Annotated in this window: 18 protein-coding genes; 14 read left to right on the top strand and 4 right to left on the bottom strand. The window is 55.8% G+C overall.

Translation table 11 applies throughout. The annotated features are described in order from the left end of the window. The first annotated feature begins 77 nt into the window (after positions 1-77). From ACIQW9_RS08425 to ACIQW9_RS08400, 6 genes are all read left to right on the top strand, one after another. Entirely contained in the window at positions 78-1,271 is a 1,194-nt protein-coding gene (locus ACIQW9_RS08425; protein WP_402335346.1) for a phosphoglycerate kinase, read from the top strand. A gap of 155 nt (positions 1,272-1,426) precedes the next feature. Further along, on the top strand, positions 1,427-2,491 hold the full coding sequence (fba, locus tag ACIQW9_RS08420; RefSeq protein ID WP_402335343.1) for a class II fructose-bisphosphate aldolase: 1,065 nt from the start codon (positions 1,427-1,429) through the stop codon (positions 2,489-2,491). A gap of 96 nt (positions 2,492-2,587) precedes the next feature. After that, entirely contained in the window at positions 2,588-3,484 is an 897-nt protein-coding gene (locus ACIQW9_RS08415) for a phosphoribosylaminoimidazolesuccinocarboxamide synthase (RefSeq protein WP_402335342.1), read from the top strand. Position 3,485: 1 nt separating this feature from the next. Continuing rightward, complete coding sequence (gene purE, locus ACIQW9_RS08410) at positions 3,486-3,977, top strand: 5-(carboxyamino)imidazole ribonucleotide mutase (RefSeq protein ID WP_402335339.1); 492 nt, start codon at positions 3,486-3,488, stop codon at positions 3,975-3,977. Beyond that, entirely contained in the window at positions 3,974-5,167 is a 1,194-nt protein-coding gene (locus tag ACIQW9_RS08405) for a 5-(carboxyamino)imidazole ribonucleotide synthase (protein WP_402335336.1), read from the top strand. Before purE ends, ACIQW9_RS08405 begins: the two co-directional genes overlap by 4 nt. A gap of 18 nt (positions 5,168-5,185) precedes the next feature. Then, positions 5,186-6,205: an L-threonylcarbamoyladenylate synthase gene (locus ACIQW9_RS08400; protein WP_402335333.1), complete on the top strand. Its 1,020-nt coding sequence runs from the start codon at positions 5,186-5,188 to the stop codon at positions 6,203-6,205. A 27-nt stretch (positions 6,206-6,232) separates the two neighbouring features. Here the strand turns inward: ACIQW9_RS08400 and ACIQW9_RS08395 are convergent, their stop codons facing one another. Continuing rightward, positions 6,233-6,739: a flavin reductase family protein gene (locus ACIQW9_RS08395; protein ID WP_402335330.1), complete on the bottom strand. Its 507-nt coding sequence runs from the start codon at positions 6,737-6,739 to the stop codon at positions 6,233-6,235. Positions 6,740-6,852: 113 nt separating this feature from the next. Here ACIQW9_RS08395 and ACIQW9_RS08390 point away from each other — a divergent pair, with 113 nt between their 5' ends. The 3 genes from ACIQW9_RS08390 (at position 6,853) to ACIQW9_RS08380 (ending at position 9,204) form a co-directional block, all read left to right on the top strand. Further along, positions 6,853-7,479 carry an AMP-binding protein gene (locus tag ACIQW9_RS08390; RefSeq protein WP_402335328.1) on the top strand — a complete coding sequence of 209 codons (627 nt, stop codon included), beginning with the start codon at positions 6,853-6,855 and terminating at the stop codon, positions 7,477-7,479. Positions 7,480-7,576: 97 nt separating this feature from the next. After that, the gene (gene msrA, locus ACIQW9_RS08385) at positions 7,577-8,116 is read left to right on the top strand and encodes a peptide-methionine (S)-S-oxide reductase MsrA (RefSeq protein ID WP_402335325.1); all 540 of its coding nucleotides are present in this window, start codon (positions 7,577-7,579) and stop codon (positions 8,114-8,116) included. 35 nt (positions 8,117-8,151) lie between these two features. Beyond that, positions 8,152-9,204 carry a GMP reductase gene (locus ACIQW9_RS08380; protein ID WP_402335320.1) on the top strand — a complete coding sequence of 351 codons (1,053 nt, stop codon included), beginning with the start codon at positions 8,152-8,154 and terminating at the stop codon, positions 9,202-9,204. A gap of 171 nt (positions 9,205-9,375) precedes the next feature. Here ACIQW9_RS08380 and tcdA read toward each other — a convergent pair whose 3' ends face one another. Next, on the bottom strand, positions 9,376-10,245 hold the full coding sequence (gene tcdA, locus ACIQW9_RS08375; RefSeq protein ID WP_402335317.1) for a tRNA cyclic N6-threonylcarbamoyladenosine(37) synthase TcdA: 870 nt from the start codon (positions 10,243-10,245) through the stop codon (positions 9,376-9,378). A gap of 207 nt (positions 10,246-10,452) precedes the next feature. Between tcdA and ACIQW9_RS08370 the strand changes: the two genes are divergently transcribed. Beyond that, positions 10,453-10,986 (top strand): hemerythrin domain-containing protein, encoded by a 534-nt coding sequence (locus tag ACIQW9_RS08370; RefSeq protein ID WP_402335315.1) that lies wholly within the window; start codon positions 10,453-10,455, stop codon positions 10,984-10,986. Positions 10,987-10,999: 13 nt separating this feature from the next. Continuing rightward, on the top strand, positions 11,000-11,635 hold the full coding sequence (gene pdxH, locus ACIQW9_RS08365) for a pyridoxamine 5'-phosphate oxidase (protein ID WP_402335312.1): 636 nt from the start codon (positions 11,000-11,002) through the stop codon (positions 11,633-11,635). A 78-nt stretch (positions 11,636-11,713) separates the two neighbouring features. Here pdxH and ACIQW9_RS08360 read toward each other — a convergent pair whose 3' ends face one another. Continuing rightward, entirely contained in the window at positions 11,714-13,306 is a 1,593-nt protein-coding gene (locus ACIQW9_RS08360; protein ID WP_402335309.1) for a glycosyltransferase family 39 protein, read from the bottom strand. Between the two features lie 191 nt (positions 13,307-13,497). On the opposite strand from ACIQW9_RS08360, the gene ACIQW9_RS08355 reads away from it, so the two are divergent. From ACIQW9_RS08355 to ACIQW9_RS08345, 3 genes are read left to right on the top strand one after another with little or no spacing between them, the layout of a single operon-like run. After that, positions 13,498-14,502, top strand: a complete 1,005-nt coding sequence (locus ACIQW9_RS08355; protein ID WP_402335306.1) for a glycosyltransferase family 2 protein — start codon at positions 13,498-13,500, stop codon at positions 14,500-14,502. Then, complete coding sequence (locus ACIQW9_RS08350) at positions 14,489-14,899, top strand: GtrA family protein (RefSeq protein WP_402335304.1); 411 nt, start codon at positions 14,489-14,491, stop codon at positions 14,897-14,899. Before ACIQW9_RS08355 ends, ACIQW9_RS08350 begins: the two co-directional genes overlap by 14 nt. Beyond that, entirely contained in the window at positions 14,896-15,693 is a 798-nt protein-coding gene (locus ACIQW9_RS08345) for a ChbG/HpnK family deacetylase (RefSeq protein WP_402335302.1), read from the top strand. Before ACIQW9_RS08350 ends, ACIQW9_RS08345 begins: the two co-directional genes overlap by 4 nt. A gap of 93 nt (positions 15,694-15,786) precedes the next feature. Here ACIQW9_RS08345 and ACIQW9_RS08340 read toward each other — a convergent pair whose 3' ends face one another. After that, entirely contained in the window at positions 15,787-16,854 is a 1,068-nt protein-coding gene (locus ACIQW9_RS08340) for an FUSC family protein (protein WP_402335300.1), read from the bottom strand. Positions 16,855-16,862 lie beyond the last annotated feature (8 nt).

The following is a 16,862-nucleotide window of genomic DNA, read 5'->3' as shown; positions in this document are numbered from 1 at the left end:
TGGCATGCAGCCAAGGGTTTTGCGCCATCCGGTGCGGTAAAATAGCGGTCTTTCGTCCAACCTGATAACGATTACTCATGCAATTCAAAAGATTGAGCGATTTGATCGCGTGTAATGAACTGAAGGGCAAGCGCGTATTTATCCGTGCCGATCTCAATGTGCCGCAAGACAGCAAAGGCAATATCACCGAAGACACGCGCATACGCGCTTCAGTGCCGGCGATTCAGCAGGCGCTGCAGGCGGGTGCTGCCGTGATGGTGACTTCCCATCTGGGGCGTCCGGTTGAAGGCGAGTTCAAGCCGGCTGATACGCTGGCGCCGATTGCGCAGCGCCTGAGCGAATTGCTCGGCCAGCCGGTTGAATTGAAACAAAACTGGGTGGATGGCGTGGATGTTGTGCCGGGCCAGGTCGTCCTGCTGGAAAATTGCCGCGTCAACAAAGGCGAGAAAAAGAACGACGATGTGCTGGCCAAAAAAATTGCCGCACTGTGCGATGTCTATGTGAACGATGCATTCGGCACGGCGCATCGTGCCGAAGCGACGACGCACGGCATTGCGAAATATGCGCCGGTCGCCTGCGCTGGCCCTTTGCTGGCCGCCGAGCTGGATGCCTTGGGCAAGGCCTTGCACCAGCCTGCCAGTCCGCTGGTGGCAATTGTCGCCGGCTCGAAGGTATCGACCAAGCTGACCATTCTGAAAACGCTGGCTGACAAGGTGGATAATCTGATTGTCGGTGGCGGCATTGCCAATACTTTCATGCTGGCTGCCGGTTTGAAAATCGGCAAATCGCTGGCGGAAGCGGATCTGGTGGGCGACGCGAAAGCAATCATGGAGATGATGGCAAAACGTGGCGCATCGGTGCCGATTCCTGTCGACGTGGTGTGCGGGAAGGAGTTTTCGCCGACCGCTGTCGCGACCATCAAGGATGTGGCGGATGTCACCGATGACGACATGATTCTGGATATCGGCCCGAAGACGGCCGACATTCTGGCGAAGCAGATTGCGCAAGCCGGCACCATCGTCTGGAATGGCCCGGTCGGCGTATTCGAATTTGACCAGTTTGCCAACGGCACCAAAACACTGGCGCATGCGATTGCAGAATCAAGGGGCTTTTCAGTGGCGGGCGGTGGCGATACGCTGGCAGCGATTGCCAAGTACGATATCGCAGACAAGATAGGCTACATCTCGACCGGTGGCGGCGCTTTCCTCGAGTTCCTAGAGGGGAAAACCTTGCCGGCTGTCGAGATTCTGGAACAGCGCGCCACCAGTTAAGACATAGTCTTATCGCTTGAAAACGTAGTACGGATTATTGAACACCCATTTGTCGTGTATGCGATGAATGCAGAAGCCGCTGCTGAGCAAGCGCGCGGCGTTTGCAGGAATCGTCAGCTCGACCAACCCACATTTACTGTTTTTGGAGAATTACCATGCCTCTCGTATCCATGCGTCAATTGCTCGACCACGCGGCTGAAAATGGCTACGGCCTGCCAGCGTTCAACGTCAACAATCTGGAACAGGTGACAGCCATCATGGAAGCGGCGGATGAAGTCGGCGCGCCGGTGATCATGCAGGCTTCGGCCGGTGCACGCAAATATGCGGGCGAGCCCTTCCTGCGTCATTTGATCGCAGCAGCGGTGGAAGCCTATCCGCATATTCCGGTTGTCATGCATCAGGATCACGGCCAGACGCCGGCAGTCTGCATGGCGGCGATTCGTTCCGGCTTTACCTCGGTGATGATGGACGGCTCGCTCAATGCGGATGGAAAATCCGTCGCCAGCTATGAGTACAACGTTGAAGTATCGCGCAAGGTGGTCGAGTTTTCGCACGCCATCGGCGTCACGGTAGAGGCGGAACTGGGCGTGCTCGGTTCGCTGGAAACCATGATGGGCGACAAGGAAGACGGTCACGGCGCCGACGGCAAGATGACACGCGAACAGTTGCTGACTGACGTTGAGCAGGCGGCAGATTTCGTCAAGCAGACGCAATGCGATGCGCTGGCCATCGCCATCGGCACTTCGCACGGCGCATATAAGTTTTCGCGCAAGCCGACCGGCGATATTCTGGCGATTGAACGCATCCGCGAAATCCACTTGCGCATTCCCAACACCCATCTGGTGATGCATGGTTCGTCATCGGTGCCGCAGGAATTGTTGGCGGAAATCCGCGAATTCGGCGGCGACATGAAGGAAACCTACGGCGTGCCGGTGGAAGAAATCCAGATCGGCATCAAGAATGGCGTGCGCAAGATCAATATCGATACCGATATCCGTCTGGCGATGACCGGCGCAATCCGTCGTTATCTGATGGAAAATCCATCCAAGTTCGATCCGCGCGATTATCTGAAGCCTGCCAAGGAAGCTGCGAAACAAGTGTGCAAGGCACGTTTCCTCGCTTTCGGCTGCGAAGGTCAGGCGGCAAAAATCAAACCGCTGCCTTTGGAAAAAATGGCCGAAAAATACAAGAGCGGCGCATTGGCGCAAATCGTTCAGTAAGCGCATTGGGTAAATATATTTAGCAGTGCAACCTTTAGCAGTGTAACTACACTTCGGCGATTCCAGTAATCGCCGTTTCAGATTTATGGAAACGCTATGACCAGTCTGTATCAGTCCACCATTACTTCATTGCCCTTGCTCGGCCGCGGCAAGGTTCGCGAAAATTATGCCGTAGGCGACGACAAGATTTTGATCGTCACCAGCGATCGCCTGTCGGCCTTCGACGTCGTGATGAACGAAGCGATTCCTGACAAAGGCCGCGTGCTGAACCAGATGTCCGATTTCTGGTTTGAAAAGTTGAAGGACATCGTGCCGAATCACCTGACCGGCATCGCGCCTGAATCGGTGGTGGCGCCAGATGAAGTGGCGCAGGTAAAGAATCGCGCCGTCGTTGCCAAGCGTTTGCAACCGATACTGGTGGAAGCAGTGGTGCGTGGTTACCTGATCGGTTCCGGCTGGAGCGATTATCAAAAAACCGGCGCTGTCTGCGGCGTGCAATTGCCGGCAGGTTTGAAGCAGGCGGAGAAACTCGCCGAGCCGATTTTCACTCCCGCTGCCAAGGCCGAAATGGGCGAGCACGATGAAAACATCACCTTCGCCGAAATGGAGCAACGCATAGGCAAGGAACTGGCCGGCAAGATTCGCGACGTCAGTATCAAGCTGTACAAAACCGCTGCCGATTATGCGGCGACGCGCGGCATCATCATCGCCGACACCAAGTTCGAGTTCGGCCTGGACAAGGACGGCACCCTGCATTTGATGGATGAAGTATTGACTGCCGATTCATCGCGTTTCTGGCCTGCCGATTCGTATGCAACCGGCATCTCGCCACCATCGTTCGACAAGCAGTTCGTGCGCGACTATCTGGAAACTCTGACTGAGTGGAAAAAGACTGCGCCTGCACCAACCCTGCCGGCCGATGTCATCGAAAAAACCGGTGCCAAGTATCGCGAGGCACTGACCCGTTTGACTGGCGAAAACCTGAAAGGCTGATATGGCGAATGCACCTTTGATAGGCGTAGTGATGGGATCTTCATCCGACTGGGATGTGATGCAGCATGCAGTCGCGATCCTGAAAGAATTCGGCGTTGCACATGAAGCGCAGGTGATTTCTGCGCATCGGATGCCGGATCAGATGTTTGCCTACGCCGAGTCCGCCCGTGCGCGCGGTGTGCGCGCCATCATCGCCGGAGCCGGCGGTGCGGCGCATCTGCCAGGCATGCTGGCTGCCAAAACCATCGTGCCGATTCTGGGAGTGCCTGTGCCTTCCAAATATCTGCGCGGCGAAGATTCGCTGTTGTCCATCGTGCAAATGCCGAAAGGCATTCCGGTTGCCACTTTCGCCATCGGCGAAGCGGGCGCTGCAAATGCGGCGCTGGCAGCGATTGCGATTCTCGCCACCACCGACGACAAACTGGCTGCCAGTCTCGAACAATTCCGCGTCAAGCAAACGCAAATCGCTGTAGAAATGAAATTACCCGTATGAGCAAGAATGAACTTTCCCCTTTGAATCCTTCCGCAACCGGAACCTGGCTGGGCGTGATGGGCGGCGGCCAGCTGGGCCGCATGTTCGCGCACGCTGCGCAGCAAATGGGTTTCAAGGTGGCGGTGCTGGAACCGGCATTTGACTGCCCGGCCGGCCATGCTGCCGATCAATTGCATAGCGCCGACTATACCGATGTCGAAGCGTTGACCAAGCTGGCATCGCAATGCGCGGCAGTGACGACCGAATTTGAAAACGTGTCGGCGAAGAGTCTCGCATTCCTGGCCGAGAGCACCTTCGTTGCGCCATCTGCTTCGTGCGTTTCCATCGCGCAGGATCGTATGGAGGAAAAGCGTTTCTTCATCGAATGCGCGATTACTTCCGGCGTCTTCCCGGCCTCGCACAAGGAAATCAATTCCGCTGCCGATATCGATGCAGTGCCTGACGATTTATTGCCGGGTATTTTGAAAACCGTACGCATGGGTTACGACGGAAAGGGCCAGGTGCGCGTCAAGACGCGTGCCGAATTGCATGCAGCGTATGGCGGCATGGATGGCGTCGCCTGCGTGCTGGAAAAAATGCTGCCGCTGGCCTACGAGATTTCCGTATTGGCGGCCCGCGGTGCCGATGGCAAGGCGGTGGTGTATCCGATTGCGGAGAACGTGCATCGAGACGGCATCCTGTTTACCACCACGGTACCGGGCCCGAACATCGGCAAGGAATCTGCCGAAAAGGCACAGGCAGCGACGCTGGCCGTGATTGAGAAGATGGGCTATGTCGGCGTATTGTGCATAGAGTTTTTTGTGCTCACGGACGGTTCGCTGGTCGTCAATGAAATGGCGCCGCGGCCGCATAACAGCGGTCACTACACGATAGATGCCTGCGTCACCAGCCAGTTTGCGCAACAGGCGCGTGCAATGGCGCGCCTGCCATTGGGCGACGTGCGCCAGCATTCAGCGGCAGCGATGCTGAATATCCTGGGCGACATCTGGTTTGCAGGCGATTCGGATGAGGCACGCGAACCGGCGTGGGATCAGGTGCTGGCTTTGCCAGGCGCCAATCTGCATTTGTACGGGAAAGATACTGCGCGTCGTGCACGAAAGATGGGCCATATTACTTTCGTCGCAGCGACGGTGGCAGAAGCGCAAGCCAATTTGCGTCAGGCCTGCGCCATTCTCGGCATCGCGGCTTGAGCATTGAAAAAACCGGCGATGTCTGAATCATTGGATCTGTCAGCGATTGCAGATGCTGCGCGCCGTCTGGAGCGCGGCGAGCTGGTCGCCTTTCCCACCGAGACTGTGTACGGACTTGGTGCGGATGCGGAAAATCCGCTGGCAGTTGCCAAAATCTATCAAGCCAAAGGCCGTCCCTCGAATCATCCTGTGATCGTGCATCTGGCGCCGGAAGCCGATATTGCCTATTGGGCGAAGGATGTTTCGCCGGAGGCACATCAATTGATCGCCGCCTTCTGGCCCGGTCCGCTGACGCTCATACTCAAGCGGGCGACACATATTCCCGATACGGTTGCCGGCGGTCAGGATTCGATCGGTTTACGTTGCCCATCGCATCCGGTTGCACAAGCCTTGCTGCGCAATTTCAAACAGGGCAAGGGCGGTATAGCGGCGCCTTCAGCGAATAAATTCGGTCATGTCAGCCCGACGACTGCACAGCATGTGCGCGATGAATTTGGCGACGATACGAATGGCTTACTGACATGTGTGCTCGATGGCGGGCAAAGTGATGTCGGTATCGAATCGACGATAGTCGACATGTCGCGCGGCCGTGCAGTATTGCTGCGTCCCGGCCACATCAGCGCGGCCCAGATCGCTGCTGTGCTGGGTGTTGCGCCCTTGCTGCCGGATGCTGCTGCACCCCGCGCTTCCGGTACGCTGGAATCGCATTACGCACCGCATACGCCGGTGGTATTGCTTGAGCGTGAACAGATGCATGCAGCGCTGCAGAAATTGCATGCACATGGCAAACGTGTCGCGCTGATGCGTTACTCTTTTTCGGATACCGTGGCGCTGGCGGCAAGCATATTACTGCCTGCCCAACCCGCTCTGTATGCGCATGATTTGTACGCTGCCTTGCGTGCAATGGACGATGCACATGCCGACGTCATCATGGTGGAAGCACCGCCGGATGATGATGCATGGAACGGTGTTAATGACAGATTGCGTCGCGCGGCGCACGACTCGTCGGGGATACTGTTGAAATTGCTGCAGGATTGATGCGCAGCCGGCCCGGCTGAAACAGATTTACAGCAATTTACTCGCCATGAAACGCCCGCCGTGGAACACCAGCGGTTCTTGCGGCGATACATCGCAGGATTCCACTTCGCCGACAAAAATAACGTGGTCGCCTTCCGGATAGCGGCTGCGGTTATGGCACTCAAACCATGCTGCAACACCCGATAGAATCGGCAGGCCGGTTGGCGACAGCGTGAAATCCACACCTGCAAAACGATTCTTGCTGGGGCGTGCAAAGCGATTGGCCAACTCGGCCTGATCGGCAGCCAGAATATTGATCACATAGTGGGAATTGCCGGTAAAGACAGGCAGACTGTTGGCGGTTTGTGCCAGACTCCACAATACCAGTGGCGGATTGAGTGAGACGGAATTAAAGGAACTGGCCGTCAAGCCGAGAAAACTATCGTCTTCCAGCCGTGTCGTGATGATGGTGACGCCGGTGGCGAATTGCGACAATGCATCGCGAAAATGGCGTGCGTCAAATACAGGTGTTTTGTTTGAAGAAGAAATAGACATCGGTGATCCAAGGAATTTCGATCATTATGCCCAAAAAACAGGCATTGATGGCGAAACGCCGCATTGTCGATGCGCTTATTACGTAGAATCAGGTTTGAGGAGAATCCCTGCATATGAATCTTTTTAATATCTTGCGCCAGCATGTCGCCGCACAACCGGAAGCCATTGCTTCGCGCTCCAGCCGCCGTATCGTCACATATAGAAAATTCTGGTCACGCATCGAGCGCGCAACGGCGCGCCTGAAGGATGAATGGCACGTCAAGCCCGGCGATACGGTCGTGTATTGGGGACAGGGGCATCAGGATGCATTGATGCTCTATATTGCGGTCGCGCGTTGCGGCGCAAAACTGCTGCCGCTGGAACATGCGCCGCTACATCAGGATAGCAGCGCCATCCTGCAGAAAATTCCAGCCGTGCTATTGCTGCATGACGATGAAACGATATTCGACGTGCCGCCTGCGGCATCTGTTGTGGCGAACTTGTCGTCGCTGATCGCGACGCGCTGTCACCATACGCCGCCAGTGGCAGAAGATGTGCAGCAGCCCAGCCTGCTTTCACTTGTGATCGGAAAAGACCATGTGCCACAAGTGGAAGAGCAAAGCCTGCACCAGCTGACAGGTGCTGCATCGGCCGATGCCACGCGCACATTCAGGATTGCAGAAGCCTTGTTCGACGCGGATATTTTTGCTCCACAGGTTTTGCCCGTGCTGGTCGCCGGCGGCACCATCCTTTTTCGCTGATGCTTGTTGTTAACAGGCTCTAGTTTTCTATGCACGCTTGCCGGTTTGCGCTAAAGTCATGGCATACAGACACGGCATTTACTAATGGAGCAATGGTATGGCAACAGAAATCGCAACTCTGGGCGGCGGATGTTTTTGGTGCACGGAAGCCGTCTTTCAGCAGATGAAAGGCATCACTGCAATCGAATCCGGTTACACCGGCGGTCAGGTTGTTAATCCCAGTTACGAACAAATTTGCGAAGGCACTACCGGCCATGCGGAAGTGGTGCGTTTGACTTTCGATCCTGCCGTCGTCAGTTTCCGCGAAATCCTCGAAGTATTTTTTACCATCCACGATCCGACTACCTTGAACCGTCAGGGTAACGACGTCGGTACGCAATATCGCTCGGTGATTTATTACCATACGCCTGAGCAGCAGGACATGGCCAGGCATGTCATGTCGGAAATGGCGAATGTGTGGGATGCGCCTATCGTGACGGAACTGAGCCCGGCTGAAACGTATTACAAGGCCGAGGATTATCATCAAAACTATTTCCGGCAAAATCCATTGCAGGGTTATTGCGCGTTTATTGTGGCGCCCAAGGTTGCTAAATTCCGGCAAACCTTTCGCGACAAAATCAGAGCGGATATGTCCTGATATTTTGAAGTAGGCATGCCTCTCATGGGGGCCTTATGCATATCGAAGAATCGGTCAAGCTGGATTTCAAGGATGTACTGATACGTCCCAAGCGCTCGACATTAACGTCGCGGCTGGAAGTCGATATCCGGCGTGAATTCATTTTTCATCATTCGCGCCAAACATATCGCGGCATTCCCATCATTGCATCGAATATGGATAGCACCGGCACTATCGAGATGGCGCATGCCCTGGCGCCACATCAGTTGTCGGCGGCTTTGCACAAGCACTATTCCATCGACGATCTGGTCGCCTTTTTTCAGTCGCTGCAACATTCTGCGCATGCTGCCTCGACGGCGTTCTATTCGATGGGCATCAGCCCATCCGACTACGATAAATTCACCGCGGTGATGGCGCGTCTCGACAATGCCATTGAATATGTCTGCATCGATGTGGCGAATGGCTATACCGAAGGTTTCATCAATTTCGTCAAGAAGGTGCGCAAGGAGTTTCCGCATCTGACCATCATGGCCGGCAATGTCGTGACTGGCGACATTACCGAAGAACTGATTCTGGCCGGTGCCGATATCGTCAAGGTCGGCATAGGCCCGGGATCTGTCTGCACAACGCGCAAGATGACCGGCGTCGGTTATCCGCAATTGTCCGCCGTGATTGAATGTGCCGATGCTGCGCATGGGCTGGGTGGGCAGATTTGCGCCGATGGCGGCTGCGCAGTGCCCGGCGATCTGGCCAAGGCCTTCGGCGGCGGCGCCGATTTCATCATGCTGGGCGGTATGCTGGCTGGCCATGACGAATGCGCCGGCGAGGTGGTGGAGCGCGAAGGAAAAAAATACAAGTGCTTCTATGGCATGAGCAGTCGTGCTGCGATGGAAAAATATGCGGGTGGCGTGGCCGAATACCGCGCAGCCGAAGGCAAGGAAGTGCTGGTCGACTATCGTGGTCCGGTCGTCAATACCTTGCAGGAAATTCTCGGCGGTGTGCGCTCTGCGTGTACTTATGTGGGCGCGCACAAGTTGAAGGAATTGACGAAGCGTACGACCTTCATTCGTGTGACGCAGCAGTTGAATGAAGTGTTCGGCAAGTCCTGATGCATGCAGGCGCGCACAATAAAAAAGCGGCCCTGGCCGCTTTTTTATTGTAAATGCAAGGTTCAAAAAACCTGGACTGCTTCCATCCTGTTTTCGCGCAGTGGCTGCTTGCCTTCCGGATGGCGGCTTTTAGACAAGGTGCCGCTCAAGTCCGAAATGAGAGGTGTGCCCTCACACGGACGGTTGGGGAAGTACGGTGGCTGTATTTTCCGGCGCAGCACGTTCGGTTTCCTCTGCCAGCTTGCGCAATACATGCGCCGCAGCGACCAGCCCGAAGGATGCGGTGACGACCATCGCGGAACCGAAGCCGGCGCAATTGAGGCCGGTGATGCCGGCTGGTGTGTCGCTATCGATGTCACATGCTTCTTCGCTTTCCGGGAAGCGCAGCGGTTCGGTCGAAAATACGGCATCGATGCCGAACTTGTTTTTTGTTCCGCGCGGGAAGCCGTGTTCGGCGCGCAAACGCTTACGCACTTTGGCCAGCAACGGTTCCTGTTCGGTGCGGCACAGATCGAGCACGGCGATTTTTGTCGGATCGATTTGTCCGCCTGCGCTGCCTATGGTGACGAGCTTCAAGCCATGTTTGCGGCAATACGCAATCAGTGCCGTTTTGGCACGTACATTGTCGATCGCATCGATGATGTAATCGTAGTGGTACGCGCCTATCATTTCATCCAGATTATCGGCACTCAGAAAATCCTCGATTTCCGTCACTACGCAATACGGATTGATTTGTTCTATGCGTTCTGCCAGTGCGGTTACCTTGGCTTTGCCCAGCGTGTCGGTCAAGGCATGGATTTGCCGGTTGACGTTGGATTCCGCCAGATTGTCCAGGTCGATCATCGTGATCTTCCCGATGGCGCTGCGCACCAGCGCTTCGACTACCCAGGAGCCGACGCCGCCTACACCGACCACGCAAACATGCGCGGCGCGAAAACGCGTCAATGCGGCGGGACCATAGAGGCGTGCAATGCCGCCGAAACGGCGCTCGAAATCGATTTCTGGAACGACGGGAGTGAGGGGGGCAGGCTGAGAATTCATGCCGTCATTTTAACGGACGCCGGCCTCAAGCTGTTTTCTATAAATTATTTTGCAGAAAAAACATCTTCTATTTGCTGCTGCGGCAGGATGTACAGCGACGAATTATTTACGGTATTCTCGGGAATGGTTGAGATGGATCAAATGAAGCAGGCACCGCATCCCGTAGGCTTGCTTCAGGCCACAAGCTAAAACAATAGGGTAAATCAAATGAATATGCTGTTCGATACTGCACCGGATTTCGATCAGCCGGTCGATGTGCTCAAGCACTGCCATGGCCGCATACGCAAGCAGTTGAGCACTATGCAAAAGCTGCTGGTGCATTTGCCTGCCGCCGGATTGACGGCGCAGGCGCAGCAGGCCGCCAGCGCCGCATTGCGCTATTTCGATAACGCAGCGCCGCATCATCATGCTGATGAAGAGCAGGATTTATTGCCGATGTTGCGTGCGACGGCGGCAGATGACGATCTTGCAGTGTTGAATCAGGTAGCCACGCAGATCCTGGATGAGCACAGGCAGATGGAGGCGGCATGGTTTGCGCTGGCACCTCAATTGAGAAAAATTGCAGCGGGTGAAGCGGCCGAATTGTCGGCTGAACATGTGCAAGGCTTTGTCGAAATGTATACCGCGCATATGGAAAAGGAAGAGTCCTTCATTACTCCTATGGCGCAACGTCTTTTCAATCAGGATCAGATGCTTCAACTCGGTAATGCCATGCGCGTGCGCCGTGGCATTCATGCATAAAGGAAAAAATTTCATGTCGATTGCAGATATACGTACCGATTACGCGCAAGCCGATTTGTCCGAAACGGATACCGCCGCAGATCCCGTCACCCAGTTTGCAAAATGGTTCGATGAAGCGTTGCATGCGGAAGTGCCTGAACCGAATGCGATGGGTGTTTCCACCGTGGGCGAAAACGGTCGTCCGTCTTCGCGCATCGTACTGATCAAGGATTTTGATCAGCGCGGCTTTACGTGGTTCACCAATTACGACAGCCGCAAAGGCCGGGAACTGGAAAAAAATCCCTATGCCGCGCTGCTTTTTCACTGGATTCCACTGGAGCGGGAAGTACGTATCGAAGGACGCGTGGAGCGGGTGTCGGCTGAAGAAAGCGAACAGTATTTTCAAAGCCGCCCGGTTGGGAGCCGCTTGAGCGCCATCGCATCCGCGCAAAGCGCGCCGATTGCAGATCGTGCGGCGCTGGAAGCGCAATATGCAAAAGTAGAGGCGCAGCATGGCGACAGCACGCCGCGACCGCAGCATTGGGGCGGCTATCGCCTGAAACCGGAGTATGTTGAATTCTGGCAGGGGCGCCGTTCGCGTCTGCACGATCGCATTGCCTATATCTTGCAAAAAGACGGGCAGTGGAAGCGGCAAAGGCTGCAACCCTGATAACGGTGTTTTCCATCGAAACTGATGGAAAACACCCAAACCTGGCGCTGCGTTTAACTTGAGTATTGAATGTGGCGTTTACTTCGCGAGCGTATTGCATTCCGGCAGTGGCGGAATGATGCCCCACTCGACGACTACCGTAGGGCCGCCGGGTTTTTTGGTCCACGGAATTTCCAGCGTACCGTGCTGCGTGCTCTGCGCCATCAAGGCGATCACTTCATTATCGATCTGATCCGGATTGACCTTGCTGCGGTTGATTGCAACCAGCATCCCGCATTTGTCTGCACGCTCTTCATTCACCCATGGCGATTTGCCGAAATCGCCGTCGATCAACACCTGTACCTGAGGGCCGATATGGGTGGCGATATTGCCGCCCAGCCAGGTATCGGATGCCACTAGCTGCAAGGGCGTTTGCATGTTTGCCTGCCACGCGGCATGTACCTGACGCGACACTTCTGCGCCGGGGAAGGTGGCGCGGCTTGGGCGACCGGATTTGTCGGCCAGCGGTCCGCGTGCCAGGCCGTAGCCGGCGGCGCCCAGCACCTGCATCACCACCACCACGATCACGGTCTTACGCAATAGCGCTGCATCATCGCCGCTACGCAAAAACCAGAACGAGAAGAAGCCGAACAGTATGAAGAAGGTCGTTGCCCAGTGCGCTGCCAGTGGAATTTTCATCGCGCCGGCCACAATCATTGTCAGCGCCAGTGGCGCCAGGCCAACCAGCAGCAGGAAGAAGCGATCGGAGGCGGCCAGTTCGCTGGCGATTGTTGGCGGACGAGCAGATTTTGGCGTCAGCTTGTACTGGCGTGCTGCCCAGATGGCGATGATGACGAGCGCCAGTATCATCGCGGCGATGCGTCCCAGATTGGTCAGCGCGAAACTGAATAATTCCTGCAACTCCAGCCAGTAGCTTGCCTGCGGCACCATCTCGTTGCCGGCGTAGGCGATCGGACCAGCTGCCTGCTGTTTGAGCCACAGCAGATGCGGCGTCACCATCGCTATCAGGATTGCGGTGGCCAGCGCGATGCCTTTCCAGGTACGGGCACGCAGCAGGTGGCCGGTAAGCAGCAGGTACAGGAAGAAGGCAGTGAACTGGATCAGCGCGCTGTATTTGGTCAGGAAGGCGCACGCGCAAAAGAAGCCGAGCATGGCCCAGGCGCGCATGCTGTCATAGCGTGTGGCACGATAAAACATCCAGATCGCACCGGCGACCGACCATAGTTGCATCGTGTTGTGATTATTCATCACGCCGCGTACGGTGAAGTAGGCGACCAGCGACACCAGCAGCGTCGCGATCAGCGCACGGCGTTGCGTGGTCATTTCGCAACCCAGTTTCCAGACCAGCCACAAGGACAGCACGACGCTGAGTTGGCCGGTGAAAAAGGTCAGCCAGACCGGGCGGCCGAAAATCGATACCAGCCCGTACAATATCCACGAAGGCAGCGGCGGATGCTTGTAATATCCCCATTCCAGCCCGCTGGCCCAGACCAGCTCTTCCATATTGTCCCAGTCAGGCGCGCGATGGCTGAGACCGGTGAAGACGCTCCACAACAACAGATGCAGCAATAACAGCAGGATGACCAGCGGCACGATATTGTCGGCGCTGGGGGAAAACAGTCGCGTGAATTTGCCGGACGAAGAAGCTGACTGGAGTGGCTGATTTGGCATTATCGATAAAGAGTGGTTATGTACGTCGGACAGCGAAACAATTCCGGTTTGGCAATCGTATAGGGTGATGGTGAATTATAATCGTTGACCTGAATGCCCCGCGAATTTTTTACCCATGTAACCATGCCCATATCCTTGATTCTCGCAGAGTTTTACCCGGTTCTGCCACTTCGTCCAGAAAGGTTGTTTTCATGGTGACATTGAGCGCACTGCCGCAACATCGTCCGGATCATGCCCTGATTTCCTGCGTGATTCCGGCGTACAACGAGGCTGCGCATCTGGCGGCATTTTTGCGGGATTTGAGAATAACCCTCGCGAGCTTTGCTGCGCGCTATGAAATCATCGTGGTCAATGATGGTAGCAAGGACAATACGGACGAAGTGATGGCGCCTTTGCTGAAGGAAGCAGGGCTGCGCTACATCAGTTTCTCACGCAACTTCGGCAAGGAAGCGGCGCTGTCGGCCGGTATCGATGCGGCGCAGGGCGATGCGGTGATCCTGCTGGACGGCGACTATCAACACCCGCTGGAGCTGCTGCCGGAAATGATGCGGCTGTGGCAGGGCGGCATCGATATGGTGTACGGCGTGATCAGCGATCGCAGCAATGAATCGAGACTGAAGCGCTGGGGTACCGGCATGTTTTACCATTTGATGGAATCCGGCGCGCCGATCACGATTCCGCGCAATGCCGGCGATTTCCGTTTGATGGACAGGCAGGTGGTGCATGCATTACGCCAGCTGCCGGAACGCAATCGTTTCATGAAGGGCTTGTATGCGTGGGTAGGTTTCAGCAGCATTGCCCTGCCGTTTGTGCCGAATGAGCGCGCGACCGGCGTTTCCAGTTTCAGTTATCGCAGCCTGAGCCGACTGGCATTGGCCGGCGTGACGGCGTTCACCACGCTACCTTTGCGCATATGGAGCGGCATCGGTGTGGTGATTTCCATCATTGCGATTCTGTACGCATTCTGGATTGCAGGCGAAGCCATCCTGTTCGGCAATGATGTGCCGGGCTGGTCGACCTTGGCTGCCGGTTTGATGTTCTTCTCCGGCATCCAGCTGATTTCCATCGGCGTGCTGGGCGAATACATGGGCCGCGTTTACGACGAGGTTAAAAAACGCCCCTTGTATGTGGTTGCGCATGATATCGATAACGGCCCGCTGACGACGACAGACAAGAGTGCACATGCGCCTGATTGAACTGTTGCGTGTGCTGCGCTTCGGTATCGTCGGACTGGTCGCGGCGGCGGTGCATTACTGGGTCGTGATTGCGCTGGTCGAGCTGGTGGATATCGCGCCTTTGCGGGCAAACGTAGGCGGTTTTGTGGTGGCGTTCTGGGTCAGTTATTTCGGCCACAGACACTGGACCTTTGCCGACGCTGTTGCCACGCATGCACAGGGTGCGCATCCATCCTTTCTGCGTTTCCTGATGGTGGCATTGCTGGGATTTTGCATGAATGAATTGTTGTTCTATTTGCTGCTGCGCTACGCCGGCTGGCCGTATTATCTGGCGCTGGCGTTCGTGGTTTTCACCGTGGCCGTCATGACCTATGTCCTGAGCCGCTTGTGGGCATTTCGTCACGCAGCACAACCATGACAAATATCATGACACCGATTGCATTGTGCTCCGACGATTACGCGCAGAATCCCGGCATTGATGCCGGGATTCTGGAATTGCTTGCGTTGGGCCGTCTCAGCGCAGTCAGTTGTTTCAGTACCTCGCCACGCTGGCCGGCGGCCGCACCAGCCTTGCGCGCTTTTCGCGAGCAGGCTGATATCGGTTTGCACTTCAATCTGACGGAAGGTTTTGGCAGTGCGGCCCCCAGTTTGCATGCGGTGATTTTGCACAGTTTTTTGCACATTATGGATTTGCGTCATGTGGAGCGGGAGTTGCAACGGCAGCTCGGTGCATTTGAAGCGGGCTTCGGTCAGCCTCCGGATTTTATCGATGGGCATCAGCATGTGCATCAATTACCGGGTGTACGCCGGATTGTACTGAAGCAGATCCAGCAACGTTATCCAGGCCACCCCATATGGGTGCGTAATACGGTGCCGGCGAATCCAGCATGGCGCGGCAAACCGCAGATACTGAAATATCTTGGCGGTCAGTCGCTGGCGACTGACTTGCAGGTCGCAGGCATTGAGAGCAATCGCGGTTTTGCCGGTGTGTATGGCTTTGATCAGGAAGATTACGGCTCGTGCTTCAAGGCGTGGCTGGATGCGGCACAGCCGGGCATGCTGATGATGTGTCATCCTGCGACGACACCTTATCCGGATGATGAGATTGCATTGCAGCGCGTGGTTGAATACAACTTCTTCCGCTCGGAAGAATACGCCACGATGCTTGATGCTGCTAGCCTGAGGCTGGAGCGTTTATCGGCTGTGTTCTGACTTTATCGGCCGTAACAGGAACCGTTGCATCCATATCAAACAGGCCCTATGGGCCTGTTCTGTTTTGGCGGGCGATATCTGCAGGTCTGATCTTCAGTGTAAAAAGCGAGCCGGAACCAAGCGGCGTATTGGGCGACCTACGATATCGCGAAAGCGCGGGCTGTGAATGCAGATTGCGCCGATGAAACCGGCCAGACACCCGAGTACCGTGTCGAAGAAGCGCGCCTGAATCAATAGCGAGGGTGATCCGTTGCCCAAAGTTGCGGCCTCGGCCAGTAATATCGTCAACGGTGTGATGAAAATCGCTGCAAAGCCATAATGCCGGACGATCGCCATTTCAATGACGAAGGCCAGCATCATCATGATCAGCGAGATGCTCCATTTTTCCAGTGGCAGCAAAAGCAGGCCCCAGGCGACTAGCAGTCCGATGCTGGTGCCGACGATGCGCTGCAATTGCTTGTTCCATACCGCGCGAAGCGTGTGTCCCTGTATGACGGCTAGACAGCTAATAGGCACCCAGTACGCTTTCTCCAATTGCAGTGCTTGTGCCAGTGCCAGCGATATGCCGACGAAGGCGCCTATGATCAATGAGTCGAAAACGATGAAATCAAAAGTCGGTGGTGGCAGCGCAGGTATTGGTTCAGCCGGTCGCAGGCGCAAGACGTAGATACTGTAGAAAAACGCGATCAGGCAGGCCAGCAGGCATCCCAGTGTCAGCAGTCCTACTTGTCGCGGGAGATCAATGAATTCGACTGGCGAGTACGCGCCTATCGCTGCCGCCATGATGAAAAACAGGCTGCCTGGAGGCCCCAGGCCGTAGAAACGGCAGAGCATAGTCACCAGCACTGTAGTGAAGGTGAGTATCGGTACCAACAATGCCGGGAAAAAATGCGCCATGACGCCGAACGTATAGCAGGCCGCCATGGAAAATGCGCAGGCCATGATGGATACCATGCGGTGATGCAGCGGGGTGCTCGGAAGATACAAAAACACCATGCCGCCTAGCGAGGAAACCAGACCGAATTCCAGATGATTGAAATAGGCACCGATCAGCAAGGGCAGGCCGGAAGAAAGCGCGGTTGCGAACGGCATTTGCCAGAGGCGATCACTGGAATTGATCTTCGCAAGCTGATGCAGCTCCGTTTTCAGTAGAGAGATCAAGCTGTTCC

Source organism: Herminiimonas sp. NPDC097707 (genome assembly GCF_044761395.1).
GTDB lineage: Bacteria > Pseudomonadota > Gammaproteobacteria > Burkholderiales > Burkholderiaceae_D > Oxalicibacterium.
Note: the sequence above shows the minus strand (reverse complement) of the source record. Positions and strands in the feature narration are given on the sequence as shown.